This window comes from Haladaptatus cibarius D43 (genome assembly GCF_000710615.1).
GTDB lineage: Archaea > Halobacteriota > Halobacteria > Halobacteriales > Haladaptataceae > Haladaptatus > Haladaptatus cibarius.
On the sequence record NZ_JDTH01000002.1, the window covers coordinates 617,214 to 636,642 of the forward strand.

At 56.7% G+C, this 19,429-nt stretch carries 22 protein-coding genes; 12 read left to right on the forward strand and 10 right to left on the reverse strand.

Features of this window, described 5'->3' with window-relative positions; translation table 11 throughout:
- On the reverse strand, positions 1-303 hold the full coding sequence (locus tag HL45_RS21400) for a hypothetical protein (protein WP_049970696.1): 303 nt from the start codon (positions 301-303) through the stop codon (positions 1-3).
- Between the two features lie 898 nt (positions 304-1,201).
- Here HL45_RS21400 and HL45_RS08540 point away from each other — a divergent pair.
- From HL45_RS08540 to HL45_RS08550, 3 genes are all read left to right on the forward strand, one after another.
- Positions 1,202-1,594, forward strand: coding sequence for a DUF5805 domain-containing protein (locus tag HL45_RS08540; protein ID WP_049970697.1), 393 nt, complete (start codon positions 1,202-1,204; stop codon positions 1,592-1,594).
- Entirely contained in the window at positions 1,581-2,639 is a 1,059-nt protein-coding gene (locus HL45_RS08545; protein WP_049970698.1) for a tyrosine-type recombinase/integrase, read from the forward strand. The genes HL45_RS08540 and HL45_RS08545 overlap by 14 nt, the downstream gene beginning before the upstream one ends.
- A 570-nt stretch (positions 2,640-3,209) precedes the next feature.
- Positions 3,210-3,731 carry a twin-arginine translocation signal domain-containing protein gene (locus HL45_RS08550; RefSeq protein WP_049970699.1) on the forward strand — a complete coding sequence of 174 codons (522 nt, stop codon included), beginning with the start codon at positions 3,210-3,212 and terminating at the stop codon, positions 3,729-3,731.
- 72 nt (positions 3,732-3,803) lie between these two features.
- Here HL45_RS08550 and HL45_RS08555 read toward each other — a convergent pair whose 3' ends face one another.
- On the reverse strand, positions 3,804-4,397 hold the full coding sequence (locus HL45_RS08555) for a DJ-1/PfpI family protein (protein ID WP_049970700.1): 594 nt from the start codon (positions 4,395-4,397) through the stop codon (positions 3,804-3,806).
- An 81-nt stretch (positions 4,398-4,478) separates the two neighbouring features.
- Positions 4,479-4,904, reverse strand: coding sequence for a Rossmann-fold NAD(P)-binding domain-containing protein (locus HL45_RS21595; RefSeq protein WP_049970701.1), 426 nt, complete (start codon positions 4,902-4,904; stop codon positions 4,479-4,481).
- 606 nt (positions 4,905-5,510) lie between these two features.
- On the opposite strand from HL45_RS21595, the gene HL45_RS08570 reads away from it, so the two are divergent.
- The gene (locus tag HL45_RS08570; RefSeq protein ID WP_049970703.1) at positions 5,511-7,136 is read left to right on the forward strand and encodes an acyl-CoA synthetase; all 1,626 of its coding nucleotides are present in this window, start codon (positions 5,511-5,513) and stop codon (positions 7,134-7,136) included.
- A gap of 26 nt (positions 7,137-7,162) precedes the next feature.
- On the opposite strand, the gene yciH is transcribed toward HL45_RS08570, so the two are convergent.
- Both yciH and HL45_RS08580 read right to left on the reverse strand, forming a co-directional pair.
- Positions 7,163-7,468 carry a stress response translation initiation inhibitor YciH gene (yciH, locus tag HL45_RS08575; protein WP_049970704.1) on the reverse strand — a complete coding sequence of 102 codons (306 nt, stop codon included), beginning with the start codon at positions 7,466-7,468 and terminating at the stop codon, positions 7,163-7,165.
- 62 nt (positions 7,469-7,530) lie between these two features.
- Entirely contained in the window at positions 7,531-7,926 is a 396-nt protein-coding gene (locus tag HL45_RS08580) for a hypothetical protein (RefSeq protein ID WP_144240039.1), read from the reverse strand.
- Positions 7,927-8,010: 84 nt separating this feature from the next.
- Between HL45_RS08580 and HL45_RS08585 the strand changes: the two genes are divergently transcribed.
- Complete coding sequence (locus HL45_RS08585) at positions 8,011-9,162, forward strand: thiolase family protein (RefSeq protein ID WP_049970706.1); 1,152 nt, start codon at positions 8,011-8,013, stop codon at positions 9,160-9,162.
- A 2-nt stretch (positions 9,163-9,164) separates the two neighbouring features.
- Positions 9,165-9,533: a Zn-ribbon domain-containing OB-fold protein gene (locus HL45_RS08590; protein WP_211250841.1), complete on the forward strand. Its 369-nt coding sequence runs from the start codon at positions 9,165-9,167 to the stop codon at positions 9,531-9,533.
- A 539-nt stretch (positions 9,534-10,072) separates the two neighbouring features.
- Here the strand turns inward: HL45_RS08590 and HL45_RS08595 are convergent.
- A complete protein-coding gene (locus HL45_RS08595; protein WP_049970707.1) occupies positions 10,073-10,789 on the reverse strand; it encodes a DUF7547 family protein in 717 nt (238 codons plus the stop codon).
- 85 nt (positions 10,790-10,874) lie between these two features.
- Positions 10,875-12,074 carry a GNAT family N-acetyltransferase gene (locus HL45_RS08600; RefSeq protein WP_049970708.1) on the reverse strand — a complete coding sequence of 400 codons (1,200 nt, stop codon included), beginning with the start codon at positions 12,072-12,074 and terminating at the stop codon, positions 10,875-10,877.
- Between the two features lie 262 nt (positions 12,075-12,336).
- On the opposite strand from HL45_RS08600, the gene HL45_RS21205 reads away from it, so the two are divergent.
- On the forward strand, positions 12,337-12,483 hold the full coding sequence (locus tag HL45_RS21205) for a hypothetical protein (protein ID WP_162833867.1): 147 nt from the start codon (positions 12,337-12,339) through the stop codon (positions 12,481-12,483).
- Here HL45_RS21205 and HL45_RS08605 read toward each other — a convergent pair whose 3' ends face one another.
- Positions 12,484-13,620: a CobW family GTP-binding protein gene (locus tag HL45_RS08605; RefSeq protein ID WP_049971965.1), complete on the reverse strand. Its 1,137-nt coding sequence runs from the start codon at positions 13,618-13,620 to the stop codon at positions 12,484-12,486. It lies immediately after the preceding gene.
- Between the two features lie 141 nt (positions 13,621-13,761).
- On the opposite strand from HL45_RS08605, the gene HL45_RS20340 reads away from it, so the two are divergent.
- The 3 genes from HL45_RS20340 to HL45_RS08620 all read left to right on the forward strand — a co-directional run bounded on the left by HL45_RS20340 (position 13,762) and on the right by HL45_RS08620 (position 14,846).
- On the forward strand, positions 13,762-13,965 hold the full coding sequence (locus HL45_RS20340; RefSeq protein WP_049970709.1) for a hypothetical protein: 204 nt from the start codon (positions 13,762-13,764) through the stop codon (positions 13,963-13,965).
- Positions 13,966-14,001: 36 nt separating this feature from the next.
- Positions 14,002-14,490, forward strand: a complete 489-nt coding sequence (locus HL45_RS08615; RefSeq protein WP_049970710.1) for a hypothetical protein — start codon at positions 14,002-14,004, stop codon at positions 14,488-14,490.
- A 167-nt stretch (positions 14,491-14,657) separates the two neighbouring features.
- Positions 14,658-14,846, forward strand: coding sequence for a hypothetical protein (locus tag HL45_RS08620; RefSeq protein WP_049970711.1), 189 nt, complete (start codon positions 14,658-14,660; stop codon positions 14,844-14,846).
- 10 nt (positions 14,847-14,856) lie between these two features.
- Here the strand turns inward: HL45_RS08620 and HL45_RS08625 are convergent, their stop codons facing one another.
- The gene (locus HL45_RS08625; RefSeq protein WP_049970712.1) at positions 14,857-15,942 is read right to left on the reverse strand and encodes an NADH:flavin oxidoreductase/NADH oxidase; all 1,086 of its coding nucleotides are present in this window, start codon (positions 15,940-15,942) and stop codon (positions 14,857-14,859) included.
- A 115-nt stretch (positions 15,943-16,057) separates the two neighbouring features.
- Between HL45_RS08625 and HL45_RS08630 the strand changes: the two genes are divergently transcribed.
- The gene (locus HL45_RS08630) at positions 16,058-16,798 is read left to right on the forward strand and encodes a DUF7504 family protein (protein ID WP_049970713.1); all 741 of its coding nucleotides are present in this window, start codon (positions 16,058-16,060) and stop codon (positions 16,796-16,798) included.
- A 30-nt stretch (positions 16,799-16,828) separates the two neighbouring features.
- Here HL45_RS08630 and HL45_RS08635 read toward each other — a convergent pair whose 3' ends face one another.
- A complete protein-coding gene (locus tag HL45_RS08635; RefSeq protein WP_049970714.1) occupies positions 16,829-17,554 on the reverse strand; it encodes a hypothetical protein in 726 nt (241 codons plus the stop codon).
- Between the two features lie 355 nt (positions 17,555-17,909).
- On the opposite strand from HL45_RS08635, the gene HL45_RS08640 reads away from it, so the two are divergent.
- On the forward strand, positions 17,910-19,340 hold the full coding sequence (locus HL45_RS08640; RefSeq protein WP_049970715.1) for an aldehyde dehydrogenase family protein: 1,431 nt from the start codon (positions 17,910-17,912) through the stop codon (positions 19,338-19,340).
- The last annotated feature ends 89 nt before the right edge of the window (positions 19,341-19,429 follow it).

Sequence of the window (19,429 nt, forward strand, 5' to 3'; positions counted from 1 at the left end):
TTAAACGACTGTAGAACGACAGAATTTTTGGGAAATAGAAGCCCAAATACGGTCGTCATCTGCGACTCTACCGATGTGTTCAGCGGAACTCGATACCCCATCAGACACCGGTTCGCGTGCTAGGGAGAAATCCCATATGCTGGCGACAGGCAGCAAATCAAGCGCGTCGTCGGCTTCTGCTTCACCGCCATGCTCCGTAATAATCGGTGAGATAGTCTCTGCTGTGGATTTCCAATCGACCATGAGTTGAACTAGCGTTCCATCGAGATCGTAAACGACTGCATCGTATTCGTCAGATAGCATAGTCAGACAGTGGTTCAAACCCGTGAAATATGTTTCCTGAAATACACTTCAGTCAGGTGTGCTACTGAAGAAGTTTACACACTGTGGAGGCTTCACTGTCTTCTTCTCCAAACTTACATCAACTCGGCAAATAATCAACGATTTACTCTGTCTTCTCCGTAGACTACCTCAATCCCACACGGAGTTTTCGCAGAATCTGTGTAAACCGACCCGGAGGAGAACGATATAGCGAAATACAATATATAAATTGGTAGCGCGACAGCGATGAGATCAAAACGAGTGATTTTGATGCGTTGATTCGAGATTATTGGTGCGATTTTGCACATCACGAACTCCAACGAGGGACGAAAAGCACAATTCGAACGTTTCAGCTATCGACGTACTCACAAACGGCGCTGTTGTTATCGACGATGAAATCACCGCAGAGTACGTCTGTAAGTGTGGTTGATTTGAGACGAGTTCTTCCGAGACGATCGTTGGGTGAACAACTGAGGGTTGTGTGAAAAATAGAGACAACGCATCAACGTTTCGCTGCAGTCGGTGAATCAGGTGCAGATTTATGAACCATCACAAGATGTGGAATAAAACCGCTTCCAAACTCAGTTTGTCCCTTCGATCAGAACTCGAACCCGAAGGAAGGAGAGAAAATTATCAGAGTTACTGTGTCGAAAATTCTGGATAAACGGGAGTGGCGGTATAGTATGTAAATATGCAGTCTCTTTCCGATTTCTTCCGGGAATAATATCGTCCAGAATAGGCCCAAAGTAGGGACAACTACAGTACTACTTACGACGATAAGTAGTATTTTGCCACTCAAGTAAAGTACTAGAATAGAGGATAAAGTCCCTTATCACTCTACGTGGGACAGATTGAAATACCGCGGCTGTGAGATGCAATCATGGCCAAGGAGACGGAGAGAACTGTAGTAAAAACGTACATTCCCAAATATCAGAAAGAAGAATGGCAGTCGCATGCCGACGAACTCGACATGAGCCAAAGTGAGTTCGTCAGAGCCATGGTGCAGGCCGGAAGACGCGGTTTCGATATGAACCCCGTGCAGGCCCCTGAGGAGGGGTCGAACCCCGGGGGAGACGAGTTGAAAACACGCCTGCTCGAAACCCTCGCGGCAGAGGAAAATTTGTCGTGGGACGAACTGGTCGAACGACTCGCCGGAGATTTCGAAGACAGACTCGAAGACGTGCTGAACGAACTACAGGCTTCGAACCGAGTGCAGTACAGCGGACGCCACGGAGGATATACACTCGTCGGAGGTACCGATGGCCGCCCGTAGCCCGGACACGCCGAATCCCGACGACCCAGTTGGATATTTTTTGCAAGATTTGCTTTACCACGGGAAAAGCGAACGAACCCGAAACGCCTACAAGCGCGTTCTACGGCGTTTCGAGACGTTTCTCACCGACCGCGACGAGAATCCCTCGGGGCGGAGTGTCGCGCCCGAAGCGGCGACACAGCGCGACTGCATGGCGTGGATTCACACTCTCCGCGGTGACCACGCCGAAAGTACCATCGCCACCTACGCCTCCTATCTGCACCGGTTTTACGGCTACATGACCCAAGTCGGCGCGTTCGAATCGAATCCGATGGCGCTCGTGGTCGAAGAGATGCACGAGTCAATCGACAAAGACCCAATGCGGCGCGAAATTTCGGTGATGGGCATGCAAAAGTTTGTTTCGGCGGTGACACATCCACTGGAACGTGCTGTTTTCTTCACTCTGTTGAAAACCGGGATGCGTGTCGGCGAGGTGAGCAACCTCGACCTCCGGGACGTTAACCTCGCCGACGAAGACGCGCGTGCCGCCTACTCGCTCGGCGAACGCCCGCAACTCGACGGCCGCCCCGACTCGATTTTCGTCGCCTCGGATGCGGTCAGGGGCCAGGTCATCAACGGCGAGGAACGAACCGCCTCGAACAAACGAAAACGCGAAACCATCGTTCCGGTGGACGGTGAACTCCGACGAGTGTTGGTTCGATGGCTTGCAATTCGACCGGACGCCCAATCACCTGCCGAGCCGCTGTTCGTCAGTACGAGCGGCGACTGGGGAACGCGACTCACGCCGAAAATGATTCGGAACATCGTGGAGCGCCACGCCCGCGAACGCGGATGGTATCGAACCGGCGGCGGTGCGGAAGAGAACGTCACACCCCACTACTTCCGGCATTTTTTCACGACGCATCTCCGCGACCGAACCGGCGACCGCGGTATCGTCAAATATCTCCGCGGCGACGTGGCGAGTGACATCATCGACACTTACACGCACAACTGGGGCGACCGCGTGCGGGAGGTGTACGAGGCAAACATCTACACGCTGTCATAAACCGGATTTCACGTTATCGAGACGTCTTTGTGGTGAAAACACTCGATACCGGTTTTCATCCCGTTTAGCTGTGCCATCTGTGATGTGGAAGCAAAAAACAATGTGAAATAAATCAGTCCGTGCTGCTGAATTCATTTCCGCATCGTGGAGTGGTTGAAAGTCGGGGCGAGTGGATCGAATTCGAGCAGTAGATGTGATTGGCAAAAACGGGGCAGATGCCTGCTAGCGGAGTGGGTAGAAAAAATAGGAATTTGCAGGGGAGTTTCAAACTAACGAGGACGGAATGGCGTGTTTTTCATGAATTTCATCGGGAGAGACGACATTGTATCCCAAGACGCACTGAAACGGCTGTCCGAAACGCACCTCATAAATTCTATATCGCTATACTGAATTGGAGCGAACAGTTCGTTCGACAGAATCCGAGAGATCCGGGAAAACAGCGGCGTAATGGTCGTTACCACCCTAGTTACAAAGATTACCGTCGATTTTGGGTCGGTAGGATAACTCTACAAATTTGAAAGTTCTGTGTGCTTTATCAGAGCGTCCGACCTACAGGTGTGCGAGGGAGAGATGTCCGAGAACAAAAACCACGACACGAAAAACGTCGAATCGACAGAACGGCGGTCGTTCATGAAAAAAGGGGCGCTCGCGACGGGCGCACTCGCGCTGGGCCTTGGAAGCGCCGGAACCAGTGCCGCACAAGAAAACGAAGCGTTGGTTTACACCTATGCGTACCACCCGGGCGTCCAGTTCCGCGTCGAGAACACGCTAGAACAGACGACGGTTATCCAGTTGCTCCAACTACCGGGCGGTGGCAACGTGCCCGAAATCAGCCAGCCCGACGACTACAGCGGATGGGTCATCCGCTACAACCTCGGCAATGGAGGTGCCGCGATTACCACGGTCATGTTCTCGCAGAATGCAAACCTCAGCGCGGATGACCAAGGGCAGTTTTCGGGAGACGCCACCATCTTCAGCAGTGAACTCAATCTGCTGAGCACCACCCTCCAGACGGGTGGTGGCGGCGGTGGCGGCAACACCACGACCACGACGCAAGGAAACGGCGGTGGCGGAAACAATTCGTCCGCCTGAATCGACTACCAAAACCACCCGAACCGATTCATTTTTCGGCGATTCAGTAGGAGTTGGAAAAAGCGACCGAACTCAGTCGTCGGCAGTGACTACTTCTTCGTGTTCAATATTCGTTCCCAGCACGTCGAGGAATTGGGAAATCCACTCGACGTGGTCGCCCCAATCGCGGCCAGTAACCAGATTTCCGTCGGTCGTCACACCGTCGTAATACTCACCACCGGCGTCTTCGACGTCGGTTTTTAGTGCGGAGTAGGCTGAACAGGTTCTGCCTTCGATAACGTCCGCCGCGGCGAGAATCTGGGCGGCGTGGCAGATTGCGGCGATGGGCTTGTTCTCGTCGTCGAAGTGCTGGACGACCTCTATAACCTCGTCGTAACTTCTGAGGTATTCAGGTGCGCGACCACCGGGGACGACGAGTCCGTCGTAGTCGGCGGGGTCTACGTCATCGAACGCAGTTGTAAGTGCGAAGTCGTGCCCTCGCGTTTCTAAATACGTCTGGTCACCTCGGAAGTCGTGAACTGCGGTTTTCACCGTGTCGCCGCCGTCCTTGTCGGGGCACACTGCATCGACTTCGTGGCCGACCGCTTGCAGTGCTTGGAACGGTACCATGATTTCGTAATCTTCGCCGAAATCGCCGACAATCATCAGGAGTTTCTTTCCGGACATCGAGGGACGTACGACGGAGAAAAGCAAATAGATACTGGTGACCGAAGCGGTGTCGAACTCGTCTTCGAGAAGTCGTTTTTCTCACTGACCGTGGCGTTCTCGAAACGAAACGTAGTCGCTTCCGAGCAATTCCGCATTTTCGCGCACCCAGTCGTTGAATTTCGTCGTTCCTCGTGGTGGCGTATCTGTCGCCAAATAGCCGTCCATGAGAACCGTCGCTTCGTCCCACGTTAGAATCGTGTCATCGACGACCAGTTCGAGCAATTTCACTCCAGCGTATGCGAATGTGGGTGGAAGGTGAAGAATCCGACAGCGAACGTCGAGCAGTTCGGCAAATTCACGGAGTAATTCTTCGAAGGAGTACACATCCGGGCCAGCAACGTCGATAGTGACGTCTTCGTTTCGCTGGCCGTGTTCGATTGCGATGTCGGTAACGTCGCTTGCATAAATTGGTTGCACTCGATAGTCGCCGTTTCCGAAGACGCCGAACACCGGAAACCGTCGCATGAACCATGCGATGTTGTTCAGTAGAATATCTTCTACCCCGAAAATCAGCGTCGGGCGGAGAATCGCCGTCGAAAGGTCGGAGGCCCTGACGATTTCTTCGACTTTGGCCTTCCCACGATAGTATGGTAGGGCAGAACGAGATGGATTCGATACGCTGAAATGAACGAGGCGGCGGACACCTGCGGCCTCTGCCGCCTCGATGAGCGTTCGACTGTTGTCGATGGCGTTCGCGAACGTGATTCCATCGTGGAACCCGAATCCAGTAGGTGTTGTACAGGGTGTCGACTCCGGTCAAATTTTCGGTGAGGGCGTCGAAATCGTCGAACGCGTAGGGTTCGGTTCGAATCCGTTCGGAGAACGAAGTACGCCGATTAGGATGATTAGTGAGAGTCACCACATCCAATAGGCGGTCTGCGATGTATCTCCCCGTGAAACTGAACGCGCCCGTAACGACATCCGTCGAACTATCCGATATACGACAGTAGTCAGTTGGGTACTACAGTGACCAATAACGTTCGGGTTTTAGAAAGCACTGAACCCCATTTCCTCTCCGCACCATGATAGCAGACGACAAAACCAAATAACCGTCCATCCATTTTTCGATGAATGCAAATCGACTACCAGCGCGAACGTGCAGAGTTCGAGTGGGATATTCCGGAAACGTACAATCTCCCGGCAGTCATCGAGTCGCACGCCAAGGAGTTCGGCCACCGACTCGCAATCAAATTCCGCGACGACGAGGGAGGTGAGGAAACGCGAACTTATAGCGACTTGCGGGACGATATGAACCGGTTCGCCAACGCCCTCGAATCGCTCGGCGTGGGCGAAGGCGACCGGGTGATGCACCTTCTCCCGCGCCACCCCGACGTGTTTGCGATTCAGCTTGGGGCGTTGAAACGCGGCGCGATTTTGGTGCCGTGTTCGGCCATGCTGAAGCCCAAAGACCTCCAGTTCCGCGCGAACGACTGCGAGGCGACGACCATCGTTTGCCACGACGAGTTGACGGAGATGGTCGAACCGATTCTGGACGAGACGCCACTCGACACGATGGTCGTATTGGACGGGTCGCGGACGGGCAACTGGGAATCCTTCGCTGCCGTGGTCGATGGCGAATCGACCGAGCACGACGGGCCGGACATCGGCGCGCAATCGCCGATGTCGATCAACTATACCAGCGGGACGACTGGCCAGCCGAAACCAGTGCTTCATCGCCATCGCTGGATGCACTGTTTCGAGCGCGTCAACGGACGGTACTGGTGGGGCGTCGAACAGGGAACGGATTTCGAGGACGAGCTTCTGTGGGCGACGACGGGCACCGGATGGGCGAAATGGTTCTGGAGTCCGGTCGGCGTCGCGCTGACCACTGGCGCGTCGCAGTTGATTTATCGGGGCGATTTCGACTCCGAAACGTTCCTCTCGTTAATGGAAGAAGAGGGCGTCACCCGGCTCTGTGCGGTGCCGACACAGTATCGAATGTTCACGCAGGAAGACGACATGGCAGAGTACGACCTCTCGCTGACTGAAGTGGTTTCGGCGGGCGAACCGCTGAACCGCGAACCGATTCAAGCATTCGACAAGGCGTTCGGCGTGACGCCGCGGGATGGCTACGGCCAGACCGAAACCGTCGCGCTGGTGACGAACTACCCCGGCATCGACGTGAAACCGGGAAGCATGGGCAAACCGACGCCCGGACTCGGAACGACCATCATCGACACCGTAGACGACGAGGAAGTCGAACCCGGCGAAATCGGTGAAATCGCGGTTCCCGTAGATAGCCCCGCGATTTTCGACAGCTACTTCGAGAAGCCGAATCTGGACAAAAAGACGTTCTCGGGTGCGTACTACCGAACCGGAGACTTGGCGAGCGAAGACGAGGACGGCTACTTCTTCTTCGAAGGCCGGGCGGACGACATCATCATCTCGTCGGGCTACCGAATCGGCCCGTTCGAGGTCGAAGACGCGCTCATCGGCCATTCGGCGGTTGCGGAGGCCGCCGCGGTCGGCAGTCCCCACACGGAGCGCGGAAACGTCGTCAAGGCCTACGTTATTCTCGCGGATGGCTATGAAGGAAGCGACGAACTCGTGGAGGAACTACAGGAGTACATGAAAGAGGAGACTGCACCGTACAAATATCCGCGCAGAATCGAGTTCGTGGACGAACTGCCGAAAACCTCCAGCGGAAAAATCAGGCGTATCGAACTCCGCGACAAGGAGCAGGCGAAGTTCGGATAGCTTCGATTCGGCGGTTCATCGGTTACCTACTCGACTGCGTACCCCTTCTCCCGCAGAACCTCCTCCACTCGCTCGCGGTGATTGCCTTGCAGTTCGATTGCTTCGTCCTGTATCGTTCCGCCGGTCGCCATCTTTCGCTTGAGTTCCGACGCGAGTTCTTTCAGGTCAACCGAATCGGTATCGAACCCTTCCACGATAGTCACCGGCTTGTCGTAGCGTCGTTTTTCGATTCGAATCGTGAGGCGTTGTTCGGTTCGCCCCAAATCCTCGTCGATGCCGAGTTCTTCCGGTAGTCCCGTGATGGAATTGAAGTCGTCTTTTGCCACGGCAATCGAAACTATGATATCCAGTACCTTGGCTCTGTCTCACAATATCTCGAGAAATCTGACAAACACTACATCTCACATTCCTCGCCGTGGTTGTGCGAGTAGATGCCGATACGACCGGGTCTGTAGTTGAGTATCAGGTCGTGACATCCGTCCTCCGTGTACGTCACATCATTTCGGTCGTCGGCCACTGCTATGGAGAGGGTGTATCGAGACAGTTTGCTCGCCCACTCTTCGTGATTGACGCGAAATCCTTCGATGTCATCGCTCGGCACGCGGCGGGTGAGTTCGTGGATACGGGTTCCGTCCCGTTCGAACGTGATGTGAAACTCCCGTAATTTTCGGTCGTCGTTGATGAGGCTGAAATGGCCGAACCTCGCTTCGGGCGAATCGAGAATCACAAGGCAACCGGAACCAGCAATCGGTGCTGTGGCGGTAGCAGTGACGAAAGCTCTTCGGCGCATAGCTGACACAAACATGAATTGTGACAGATGCCTTCTCCTTCGGGAATCTCAAGATTCTAAACCCACCCGCGCGTCGTCTGTGCCATGAACCGAGTCGCAGTCATCGGCGCGTCGATGACGGAGTTCGGCAACCGCGACGGGTGGATACGCGACCTGCTCGCAGAGGCCGGGCAGGCCTGCCTCGACGACGCTTCTGTCTCGCCGCTGGATATAGAACACCTCTACGTCTCGAACATGGCGAGCGGCGAGTTCGAGGGCCAGACGGGGATTCCGAACGCATTGGCACACGATTTGGGCGCGCTTCCGGCGTACACCCAGCGAGTAGACCAAACGAGCGCGAGCGGCGGAGCAGGAATTTATTCGTCGTGGCAATCCGTCGCGTCGGGGGCGAGCAACATGACCCTGCTCGTCGGCGGTGAGAAGATGACCCACAAAACGACTGCCGAGGCGACGGACGTAATCGCCTCGCTGACCCACCCCGTAGAGTACAAACACGGCGTCACGCTCCCGAGTTTTGCGGGATTGACCGCCCGCAGGTACCTCCACGAGTACGACGCGCCGCGCGAGAGTTTGGCGAAAGTAGCCGTGAAGAATCACAAAAATGGGGTGGACAACCCTCATGCCCAGTTCCGCAAGGAAGTCGATTTGGAGACGGTGATGGACTCGCCAATCGTGGCCGACCCGCTGCGACTGTACGACTTCTGCCCGATTACGGACGGGAGCGCGGCGCTCCTGTTCTGTCCCGAATCGAAGGCGAAGGAGTACACCGACGACTACACCGTAATTTCGGGCATCGCGGGCGCAACCGACACCCACGTCGTGCATCAGCGCGCCGACCCCACCGTGATGGGCGCGGCCTACGAAAGCAGTGAACTCGCCTATCAGATGGCCGAACGCGACCCGGACGACGTGGACGTGGCGGAACTCCACGACATGTTCACCATCCTCGAATTTCTCCAGAGCGAGGCGGTCGGCTTCTTCGACCAAGGCGAAGGCTGGAAAGCCGTCGAGGAGGGCGTCACCGACCGCGAGGGAGAACTCCCCATCAACACCTCCGGCGGCCTGAAATCGAAGGGCCACCCGCTCGGCGCGAGCGGGGTCGCACAGGCCTACGAACTGCACCAACAACTGCTCGGCGAGGCCGGAAAGCGACAGGTCGATGCGGAAGTCGCGCTGGCCTGCAACGTCGGCGGGTTTGGAAATTGTGTCACGACGACGATTATGGAGGCGCGATAACCGTGCCGCTCGAAGCACATCGCTGTCCGAACGGCCACCTTACGATTCCGGGCCACCCGCGCTGTCCGGAGTGTGCGGAACCGCAGAACGGGACTGTCGATTTGACCGACAGAACCGCCGAGGTCGTGACGTGGACGACCAGCACCGCGACACCGCCGGGGGTTCGGCAGCCTAATCACCTCGCAATCGTGGAGTTCGATGTCGATGGCGAGCCGGTGCGGACAATCGGGCAAGTGACAAGTGGTGACGAGGTAGAGATTGGCGACGAAGTCCGGGCAGTGTATGCCGAGGAACTGCGTAACCTGGATGCGGGAATTCGGGAAAGAGAGAGTCAGGACTGGGACGGCTATCAATTCGAGCCTCTGAAGTGAATCAGCGGGAGTAAGTTTTTGTCTGATTAGCGGTTTCTGATCTCTAGTTTAATTCGGTGTAGCTAGCTGTTTCCGACTCCAATCATACCGCCACCGCACCCGCCCACACGCCTCCCCCAGCCGATTCCTTCGCTCCTTTCAGTCGCTCAGTCATCCCTTACACGCTGTCAGCACAGACCTTCGGACGTGAAGTCCTCAGGCCGGTTCCAGCGCGCGCCATGTGGCCAATTCGAGGGATTCGAACGGACACAAACCTCATGGCGCGCGTGTTCGCAAGCCCGAGGACTCGTCGTCCGAGGGCTTGCTGATTATTCGTGCGAGGGACGAGTGCGCGAACGAAGTGAGTGCATGAGTCGGTTGGGGAGGCGTGTGGCTGTCGCGGTGCGGTTGCAGTTGTGTGTTGTCGTGATTTGCAATCGACTTGGTCGGAAAAATTTCTCGATGAGTGATGAATTTGCCGTAGTAGTTTCAGTGGAGTCAGCCACGACTAGCATTGTAAAAGATACAGCACGAGAAACGAACAGGCAATCAAAGAGAATCTACTTCTCAGAATCGTCCGAATCGCCAGCACTCGCGCCACCTTCGGAGTCATCCTCCGAGTCGTCCTCGGAACCATCGCCCTCATCCAAATCTACCTCGGAATCACCGTTGCCACGAGCACCCAGTTCGTCCCGAATCGAGCGCAGTTCGGCATCGACATCGACCTGCGGTTTTTCCTCCTCCACTTCGATGTCCTCGCCGTCTTCGCGTTCTTCGTCCGCCTCGTCCGCCTTTGTCGTTTCACGACTGCTATTGGCCTGCTCTCTTCCGGCAGAAATCTCTCCTTTGATGTCGTCGCTGAGTCGGCGGGCGTCTTCGAGGATTCGGCGCGCGCCCGGCTCCTGCGGCAATCCGCCCTCGGTGAGCGCACCTTCGACATCTTCGAGCGTGGATTGAAGGCGGTCTAAGGTGGCCTGACTTGCACGCCCGGCCCGGGAACTCAGTTCGGAGCGCGCTTCGCTGGTCGAATCGTATTCGGGGTCAACGAGGCGGATGATTTGCTGGAGCGCCTTGAGCGCGCGGATGTTCGACTCCAACATGGTGATGAGCGTCGGGAGGGCGTATTCGCTGGTGAACGAGAGCATCTCGCGGGGCGTCGGCGGACGCGGGAGTCCGAGTGGGCCGCGAGGAGGGCGTTGGAGTTCGGTCTGCAAATCGCGCAGCATCGTCTCCAACTCCTCGATTCGGTCTTCGAGGTCGTCCGGGTCATCTGGCATAACCGGACGTTCGCACCGCAGAACAAAAATATTGGTTGGTCAACAGTGGTGGTTAATCGAAATGGTAGTTGGCTAACAGTGGCCGTCAGAATCCTTCCCGAAGGAACACGTCCCGTTTCGGAAACAATGAGTCGAGACGGGGACGGGCGTCGTCCGATTCGACTGAACAGGTGCCGAATCGTTCGGCGTCCTCGACGGAGTAGTAGCCTGCGACCAGCTGTGAAAGCGTGTTCACGTCGAGCGTCACGTCCGGGTCGTCGTCGGTTCGGTCGCAAAGGACGATGTCGTCGGTGTCGAGTTCGAACGTGCCGTCGTTCCACTCCGCCAGCGGGTCGGTGACGCGAAGGACGAGGGTTTCAGAAATTTCGTTGGGATAGGGGATGCTTTCGAGGGCGCGGGGAACGTCCACGAGTCGGAACATCGGGCCGGTACCAATCTCGCAGTCCACAGCTCGGGGGTCGTCCACCATGTCGAGAAGGCCCGTGTTTTCTGGTTCGTAGGACAGTTCGACGGTTTCGACTTGCGAATCGTGATACTGAACGAATCGAAGCAGGTGGCGGTAGGCTTCGTCGTCTGCGTGGGCCATCTCCCAGATTTTGAGTCGCTTTCCGTCGCCGTCATCGTTCTCTTCAATGGTGTAGACGACGTAGCCGCGAGCGTCTTCCGGCTGTTCGCCGTTCTGCATCCACGCATACACGTAGGGGTCTTTCTTCCAGCCTTCGAAAACGCGGTGTCGCCACCACTCTTCCGTTCGGTCGGTAAAAAGCGCGTACTTCTGGCTGTGTGTGTCGAACACTGATTGGAGCAGTTCCCACTCGTCGGCATCGAGTCGGCGAAACTCGCCCGCCGGTTCGGTACCCAGCGCGAGAGCGTCGGGCGTCGTCTCGTACTTCGTGTACTTGTTCACCGTCCCCCAGCCGTACTTTCGATAAAATTCGTAAGAGAACGGCCAGAGGGCGGAAAAGTACACCTCGTTCTCACGATACTCGGCGAGCGAATCCGCGAGCATCTGCTGTACCAATCCCCCGCGACGGCTTTCGGGCGGCGAGGCGACGGTAGACAGTCCGGCCATTTCGTGCCACTCGCCACGAATGTGCGTAGTGAACCAGTAGTGTTTGCAGACACAGAGAAGGTCGTCGCCGTCAAAGAGTCCCCGACGGTCACCGAGTTCCGGTTTGTCGTCATCCTCGTCCGACTTCGGGCCGTCTTCCGGACGGAAGGCGTAATGCAAAAACTCCTCGTACTCCCGCTTGCGTTTTGCGGGAATCGAGCGGTATTCGGGCATAGTTGGTGATAGTTATGAAATGAGAAATAGGTTCGTATCGCCCGCATATATTTTATTTCGCTATATGAAATAGCAGGGATACCCGCTAACGAAGATGAGCGAAAAATATCGGTTCGAACCGCGAAACGACGGAACTGGTTCGGCACTGCCAAATTCGGTTCCACCCGAGAACACGACACACTCATCAAGATTTTCTCACGGGAGTACGACCTCAAGAAGGCCTCACAAAGAATTATTCCCGTTCACGACATTCCGTACTACTATGTGCCAATACTGTACCGCGCGCGAAGACGGTTGGACGAAACTCCTCACCTACGACGACGTGTATCAGCGCGCAGTCGGTTCCCGTGGCGACGACGAGTACGGTTTCCACGAATCGTGGGACGACCTCCGCGACCAACTCGCGTAGTCAGCGCCGCGGAAACGGTCCCCGCTCTGGATTCCACGAAGTCCCCTCTTCGTTTGCGTCGATGAGACATCCGTCGAGTTCGGCTGTAACGCTGTCTTCGTCGATGTCGGTACCGATGAGAACGAGTCGCGTCGTTCGCTCGCTTGGGTTCCACTCCCCGAGTGAACCGCATCGAACCGACGGCCCGGCCTGATTCAATCCCATCGCGTCGTCGTCCCACCCGGCTATCCAACAGACGCCTTTCGTCCGGGCGATATTGCCGTCCCAATCGTCCAACCATGCATTCAATCGGTTCGGATGAAACGGGCGCTCGCGCTCGTAGACGACGGTTTCGATTCGGTCGGCGACAAATTCGGTTTTCGAACCGTGTTCTCGATGGGAATGTTCCCCGTGGTCGTGCTCGGTATTGTGGTCGGTGCTTCCGGCGCTCGCCAGCGCGTGTTTCCAACCCGGCGAGCGCCGCGCCTCCTCGAAATCGAATCGGCCGGTTTCGAGAATCGTTTCGGGCGGGACGGCGCCATCTATCGTCCGAATCAGTTCCGCATTCGGCTGGAGTTCCCTGATAAGCGCTTCGACCTCGTCCAGCGAATCATCGGGCAGCACGTCACATTTGTTCAACAGGAGCAAATCGCAAAACTCGACGGTTTCGACCAGCACGTCGGTCAATGGGCGCTGGCTACCTCCGCCTGCATCGCGTAACTGACCGGTTTCCGTATCGAATGCCTTCGAGAAGCCGACGCTATCGACGACTGAAACCATCGTATCCAAGCGATACTCGTCTGTTGGGTCTACTTCCTCGTCGTCCATCCCGAGGAGCGTCCGAGCGAGCGGAATCGGTTCGCTCACGCCTGACGCTTCGATGAGGAGGCAGTCGAACTCACGGCTGTCGCGCAACAGCGCGAGCGTTGACCGAAGGTCATCCTGAAGCTGACAGCAGAGACAGCCGTTCGAGAGGTCTACGATGTCGTCGGTCGCGCCTTGTATCAATTCGGTATCGACGTTCACTTCCCCAACGTCGTTGACGACGACAGCAACACTGCGGTCGCCGGGGTCGTCGAGCACGTGGTTGATGAGCGTCGTTTTTCCCGCCCCGAGACAGCCGGTAACGACCGTAATTGGAATTCGTTCGTCCCCCATAGTTTCGGTATCGGTCTGCTTCGGGATAGCAATTGGCATGGTAATTCGCGGAGCATTCAAACGATGGAAACTGGTCGAACGATGTATTTTCCACCCATTGGATGGCGAGAGCATTCAGACAGGATTTCCATGGTTACAAAGATGGATAGATCATACGACGCCGTCGTGTCCGACTTCTGTGGGACGTTAGTTTGGCTCGCCGTGGATTGGCAGGAAACCGCAGAAGAAATCAAATCGATACTTCGGGGACGCGGCGAACATCCAGAGAAAACGCTGTTCGTCGGCGGTTCGAACAGTGACGAGGTAACTGCTCGCAAAACAGAAGCTGCGTTCCGGCGGGTGTAGTGAGAGTTTATCGCTCTGAACGGCATCCATCTAGCTATGAGTCTGGACGTGAGCACACCTAGCGCGCCGACCATCGACGGAGAGCGCGAAGACCAGTACGAACCCGACGGGGAGAGACGGGGCGACTTGCAAGAGTACCTCGACGGCGAGGAAAACGCATGGGAAGAGGGGTTCAGCGAGTGGGCGGCGGAAACACCGCTTTCCGAGGAGTCCTATCGCATACTTCTCGACCTCGATTTACTTTCCGACCTCGATTTCTTTTGGGACGAGGAGTCAGAGGAAGTGCAGTACGAATCACCGGAAATCGAAGGCGACTGGGAGGAACTGCATCCATCGCTCGACTCGTGGTCACAGGTGTCCGAAATCAACGAGGAATTGGACGAATTGGGCGAAACAGTCGCAGGTGTACTCTCCGACTACTACATCGCGTGGGACGAGGAGGCGGAAGTGACCGAAACTTTCGGCGAGCAGTACAACGCCCGCGACGATGCACTTCCGGAAAACGAGCGAAACCGAGACGAATGAGAATCATCGGGGCAGATTGTGCGAACTTTCATTCAGAAAATACAGTTTGAAATCCGTACTTTGTATTCGGAATGGAAATTAGAAACTAGCGTAAAATTAGATTATTTTTGTAAGGTCAAAGAATAACTTATATTAATACTAGAGATATTGAAACGGTGCGTGACCAAATGCCGAAAAAGACACGACGCCAGTTTCTTCGAGTTGGAGGGGCAACCGCAGTCGCCTCCGTTGGAATTGCGAGTTTGGTAACGTCAGCACAGACGGAATCCTCCGATGAGTGGAGTGCCGTCGAATCACCGACGACGGGAAGCGAATCTGGTTCGTCGGTGGAAGCGGCGAAAGGTGAGTCGCTGTAGGCCGAAGGGACTACACTGCCCGCCGGTACTGCTGTGGCCACTCGATTCGGTCTTCCGCCCCCAGTTCTTCAGCAGCGTGAAGCGTAAAGTACGGGTCGCGGAGGTGTTCACGTCCGACGATAGCGAGGTCAGCGCGTTCGTTCCGAATGAGGGCATCGGCCTGTGTCGGTTCGGTTATTCCGCCGACTGCACCGACCGGAATTTCGGTCTGTTCGCGGATTCGCTCGGCGTAAGGAACCTGATAGTTCGGGCCGGTGCTCGGAATCTGTTGTTCGGGGTGTAGACCGCCTGCACTCACATCGATGAAGTCGGCCACGTCGGACAGTCGGTCTGCGAGTCGAACCGAATCCTCAATTGTCCACGAATCCTGATTCGGAAGCCAGTCTGTTGCAGAAATGCGGACGAACACGGGTTTGTCGTCCGGCCAGATTTCACGAACGGTTTCGGTCACCTCGCGGACGATGCGCGTTCGATTTTCGAAACTTCCGCCGTACTCGTCCTCGCGGTGGTTCGCGGCCGGTGAGAGAAATTCGTGGAGCAGATAGCCGTGGGCGGCGTGGACTTCCGCGATTTCGAATCCGGCATCGAGGGAATGCTGTGCCGCGGTTGCGAAGGCGTCCACGACGGTTCCAATGTCGTCCTTCGTCATCTCGCGAATTTCTGGTGGGTCGGACTCGTAGGGCCACGTATCGGCGCTTGGCGCGACCGTTTCCCAGCCGCCTTCGTCGGATTGTAGTGGAGTGTTTCCCTCCCACGGTCGGGATTTGCTCGCTTTTCTTCCCGCGTGCGCGAGCTGAATCGCCGGAACCGACCCCTGTTCGCGGATGAAGCGCGTGACGGGTGTGAGCGCATCTGCGTGTTCCTCGCTCCAGATGCCGAGGTCGTTGGGCGAGATACGACCGCGAGGTTCGACGGCTGTCGCCTCCGTCATGACGATTCCCGCGCCGCCGGTTGCGCGACTGCCGAGATGAACGCGATGCCAATCCGTCGCCAGCCCGTCCTCTGTGCAGGAATACTGACACATCGGGGACACCATCACACGATTTCGCGCCGTACTCTCCCGAAACGAGATACTACTGAATAGGTCGTCGGACATCGCCTTCGTCTACGCATTTCGTAGTGAAAATAGCTACAGACACTGCCGTGTTTGCCGATAGTTCTGACGCGGGTACCCGAAAACTTATAATACAGTAAATGATATATGTGAAACAATGCAGAATCGTGGCGAAAACAGTGCCCACTCGTCGGAGACAGCGGCAGTCTTTACCCGGACACTGGCGGGACTCAAGCGCCGTGGAAGCGGGTTGCTCCTCGTTGGGCCACAGCCAGCAATGGGGCGCGCCTGCGAGCGGTTTCTCGGGGAATCCAAAACAGAGCCGCGATACCGACTATTCGTCAAAACCGATGGGGCGACTTGCCACGAACAACAAAAATGCGAGGAAGTGGGCGTCGGTTCGAACGATGAAAACGTGAAAATCATCGAACGAACGACGCACACGCGGAGCACTGCGGCGGTGTCGAGCACCGGTTACGACGGCAGTAACCACGGCATCGGACACAGCCACGACGAGGAATCGGAAACGACCGTCGTCACGAGCGGAAGTCTCGCTCGCCTCGGAATCACGATTTCCGAGGCCATCGACGAGTTCGAACGGAAAAGTGACGGCTTGCAGTCGGGTGAACTGCGCGTGTGTTTCGATTCGCTCGTCCCGCTCTTGGGAGAGCACAGCGACGAATCGGTGTTTCGATTCTTGCACATTTTGGCCGCCCGCGTACGAAACGTCAACGGCATGATTCATATCCATCTTCCGACCAAGATGGATTCGGCCACCGTAAACACGCTCGCGCCGGTTTTCGACGCCATCGTCGAGGTTAGCATGGCCGGTGGCGAGCCGGTACACAGATGGCAGTTGGTGCGACAGGACGTGACGACGGACTGGCTGTCGCTCTGAGTCGGGATTTACGACGTTTTCAGTAGATTGTCAATCGGACAGCAGCCACGGCTGGCGGTTTTTCAGTCGAGTAACGATTCGCCGCCCTTCCGTGGGCGCAAAGCGGTCTAATTCCCGGAGACGAACGACGTCGTCGTCGGTTATCTGTTCGAACAGCGGCGTGTCGAGCAGTTGCGTAACGCCCGGAATATCCTGTTGGCCGAACAGTCGTTGCCGTCGTCGTCGGTTCCCTTCCGCGATTCGTTCGCCGGGGTTGAGTGAATGGTCGTAGGATTGGATGATAGGATACCAACCGCCACGAACCGCGTGTCCCGTGTATTTCGAAACCGTCGCAACCAGTTCTCTGTTGGCGGTTTCAGTGGAATTGACGAGGTCGCACTGGCCAGTGTCGGTGTTCGCTTCGAGAAGTTCGCGGTGAACCGCCAGCAGTCGGTGAAGCAGTTCGACCGACCGGGACAGTTCCTCGGTGACCGACGAGCGGAACCGTCGTTCCGTCTCGTCGTCGTAACGATAGAACTTCCCCTTCACGTTGCTCTCGAACGCTCGCGCTTCGAAGTAGTGGTCGTTGAGTTCACTCAGCACGTCGAGATACTCGATTTTTGATTCGGTAGCGGGCGATTGGAGTCTGGCGACGCCGCGACCTGTCATCACGAGTGCGCTGAGACAGCGTTCGCCCCGATAGTGGAAAAATCGGTGTCGGCCATCGCTTCGTTCGACTAATTCCTGTGACCCCCGGAAGAACCCCTTCGAAACCATACGATAGTTGGTGTGTCGTTCGAGCGAGAGGACATAAATGTTTCAGTGGAATTATCACGAGGAATAATCCGAGGGTAGAAGATCAGTCCGAAAAGAAGGTAGAATTCTAAAGGGATAGGAATGATGCGGCCAGTACATTGTCCAGTTCATGAACGGCCAATACAGAAATACGTCTGCGCCGCGGATTTCCTGCAAGAGTGCCGTCCGACGTGCGAAATGTCGAACTGTCGAACGGTGCACGATAGCGTACCGAACGTGACTCGGTAGCATTTTCCACGGGAAGCGTCGGAAATAACGAGAGCCATTAATCCAATTGTGAGTAAATAATTTACCGACGGAGTGCGAAGGGATAGCTATGACACAGAAACGTCTCCACCGCCGAGAGCAGTTGTTCATCGATGGCGAATGGCTAGATACCGACGACGTGCTTGAGGTAACCGACCTCGCGGAAGACGGTATCTTCGCCGAAGTCGCTGCCGCTGACGCAGAACTAGCCGACAACGCGCTCGCGGCCGCCCAGCGCGCGGAAGCCGAAATGCGCGAGACGACGATTCCACAGCGAGCGGGGTGGATGGAGGAAATCGCTGACGGCCTTCTCGACCGAAAAGAGGAGTTGGCGGAAGTCATCGTCCGCGAAGCAGGCAAGCCGATTTCCAGCGCGCGCGGCGAAGTCGAAAGCGCCGCCGAACGCTTCCGCCGCGCCGCAGAAGAAGCCCACGACCTCCGCGGCGAGTTTCGCGAAGGAACGACGGACGGACACGAGGGCTGGGAAGCCATCATCAAGCCGGAACCGGTCGGGACCATTCTGGCAATCACGCCCTACAACTATCCCCTCGCAACGACGGCGTTGGAAGTCGCCCCCGCGCTCGCGGCGGGCAACTGCGTCATCCTCAAACCGGCGAGCAAGACACCAGTGAGCGCGGCGATTCTCGCCGAGGTGATTTCCGAGCAGGACATTCCTAACGGTGCGTTCAACTTCACGCCCGGCAGTGCCAGCGAAATCGGTGACCTGCTCGTCGGCGACGACCGCATCAACATGATAACGATGACCGGTTCCAGTCCGGCAGGGAAACACGTCGCACGAAAGAGCGGCATGGTCAACCTCCACATGGAACTCGGCGGAAACGCGCCCGCTGTCGTCTTCCCGGATGCCGACCTCTCCGACGTAGCCGGTGCCTGTGCCAAAGGGTCGCTCAAGTACGCCGGACAACGGTGTTCGGCCGTGAGTCGAGTCGTCGCACACGAGGACGTTCACGACGAAGTGGTCGAGCGACTGGAAGCGGAGATGGACAACTGGGTCATTGGCGACTTGTTCGACGAAGAGACGCAGATGGGGCCACTCATCAGCGAAGACCAAGCGGATTGGGTCGAAGAACTCGTCGAAGATGCGGTGGAGAAAGGTGCCGACCTGATTCGCGGCGGCGATCGCGACGGCCAGTTCTTCGAACCGACTCTGCTGGCGAACGTCCCGAACGACGCCCGAATCGTCCACGAAGAGCAGTTTGGCCCCATCGCGGCGGTCACCACGTTCGAAACCGAGGAGGAAGCCCTCGACATCTCGAACGGCGGCGACTTGGCGCTCGACGCCGCAGTGTTCACGGCGGAGTACGACCGCGCGCGGCGGATGGCCGACAAACTCGACGCCGGAGCGGTCAGAATCAACGGTGCGCCGAGCCACGGACTCGGCGACATCCCGTTCGGCGGGAACAAGGGTTCGGGCATCGGTCGGCAGGGATTACACCTGACCATCGAGGAGATGGTGCGGAAAAAGAGCATCATCCTCTAAGGATATCACTCTCTGCCTCTCGCACTACCTTTCATTCTACACCCATCTATCTCTCGCACTACTTCTCCCTCTGCCTCTCGGACTCGGAA

Bases quoted from the DNA above. Each gene is read 5' to 3' on its own strand.
- HL45_RS21400 (WP_049970696.1), bottom strand. From the start codon at position 303: ATGCTATCTGACGAATACGATGCAGTCGTTTACGATCTCGATGGAACG.
- HL45_RS08540 (WP_049970697.1), top strand. From the start codon at position 1,202: ATGGCCAAGGAGACGGAGAGAACTGTAGTAAAAACGTACATTCCCAAA.
- HL45_RS08545 (WP_049970698.1), top strand. From the start codon at position 1,581: ATGGCCGCCCGTAGCCCGGACACGCCGAATCCCGACGACCCAGTTGGA.
- HL45_RS08550 (WP_049970699.1), top strand. From the start codon at position 3,210: ATGTCCGAGAACAAAAACCACGACACGAAAAACGTCGAATCGACAGAA.
- HL45_RS08555 (WP_049970700.1), bottom strand. From the start codon at position 4,397: ATGTCCGGAAAGAAACTCCTGATGATTGTCGGCGATTTCGGCGAAGAT.
- HL45_RS21595 (WP_049970701.1), bottom strand. From the start codon at position 4,904: ATGCGACGGTTTCCGGTGTTCGGCGTCTTCGGAAACGGCGACTATCGA.
- HL45_RS08570 (WP_049970703.1), top strand. From the start codon at position 5,511: ATGCAAATCGACTACCAGCGCGAACGTGCAGAGTTCGAGTGGGATATT.
- HL45_RS08580 (WP_144240039.1), bottom strand. From the start codon at position 7,926: ATGCGCCGAAGAGCTTTCGTCACTGCTACCGCCACAGCACCGATTGCT.
- HL45_RS08585 (WP_049970706.1), top strand. From the start codon at position 8,011: ATGAACCGAGTCGCAGTCATCGGCGCGTCGATGACGGAGTTCGGCAAC.
- HL45_RS08595 (WP_049970707.1), bottom strand. From the start codon at position 10,789: ATGCCAGATGACCCGGACGACCTCGAAGACCGAATCGAGGAGTTGGAG.
- HL45_RS08600 (WP_049970708.1), bottom strand. From the start codon at position 12,074: ATGCCCGAATACCGCTCGATTCCCGCAAAACGCAAGCGGGAGTACGAG.
- HL45_RS21205 (WP_162833867.1), top strand. From the start codon at position 12,337: ATGTGCCAATACTGTACCGCGCGCGAAGACGGTTGGACGAAACTCCTC.
- HL45_RS08605 (WP_049971965.1), bottom strand. From the start codon at position 13,620: ATGGGGGACGAACGAATTCCAATTACGGTCGTTACCGGCTGTCTCGGG.
- HL45_RS20340 (WP_049970709.1), top strand. From the start codon at position 13,762: ATGGATAGATCATACGACGCCGTCGTGTCCGACTTCTGTGGGACGTTA.
- HL45_RS08615 (WP_049970710.1), top strand. From the start codon at position 14,002: ATGAGTCTGGACGTGAGCACACCTAGCGCGCCGACCATCGACGGAGAG.
- HL45_RS08620 (WP_049970711.1), top strand. From the start codon at position 14,658: ATGCCGAAAAAGACACGACGCCAGTTTCTTCGAGTTGGAGGGGCAACC.
- HL45_RS08625 (WP_049970712.1), bottom strand. From the start codon at position 15,942: ATGTCCGACGACCTATTCAGTAGTATCTCGTTTCGGGAGAGTACGGCG.
- HL45_RS08630 (WP_049970713.1), top strand. From the start codon at position 16,058: ATGCAGAATCGTGGCGAAAACAGTGCCCACTCGTCGGAGACAGCGGCA.
- HL45_RS08635 (WP_049970714.1), bottom strand. From the start codon at position 17,554: ATGGTTTCGAAGGGGTTCTTCCGGGGGTCACAGGAATTAGTCGAACGA.
- HL45_RS08640 (WP_049970715.1), top strand. From the start codon at position 17,910: ATGACACAGAAACGTCTCCACCGCCGAGAGCAGTTGTTCATCGATGGC.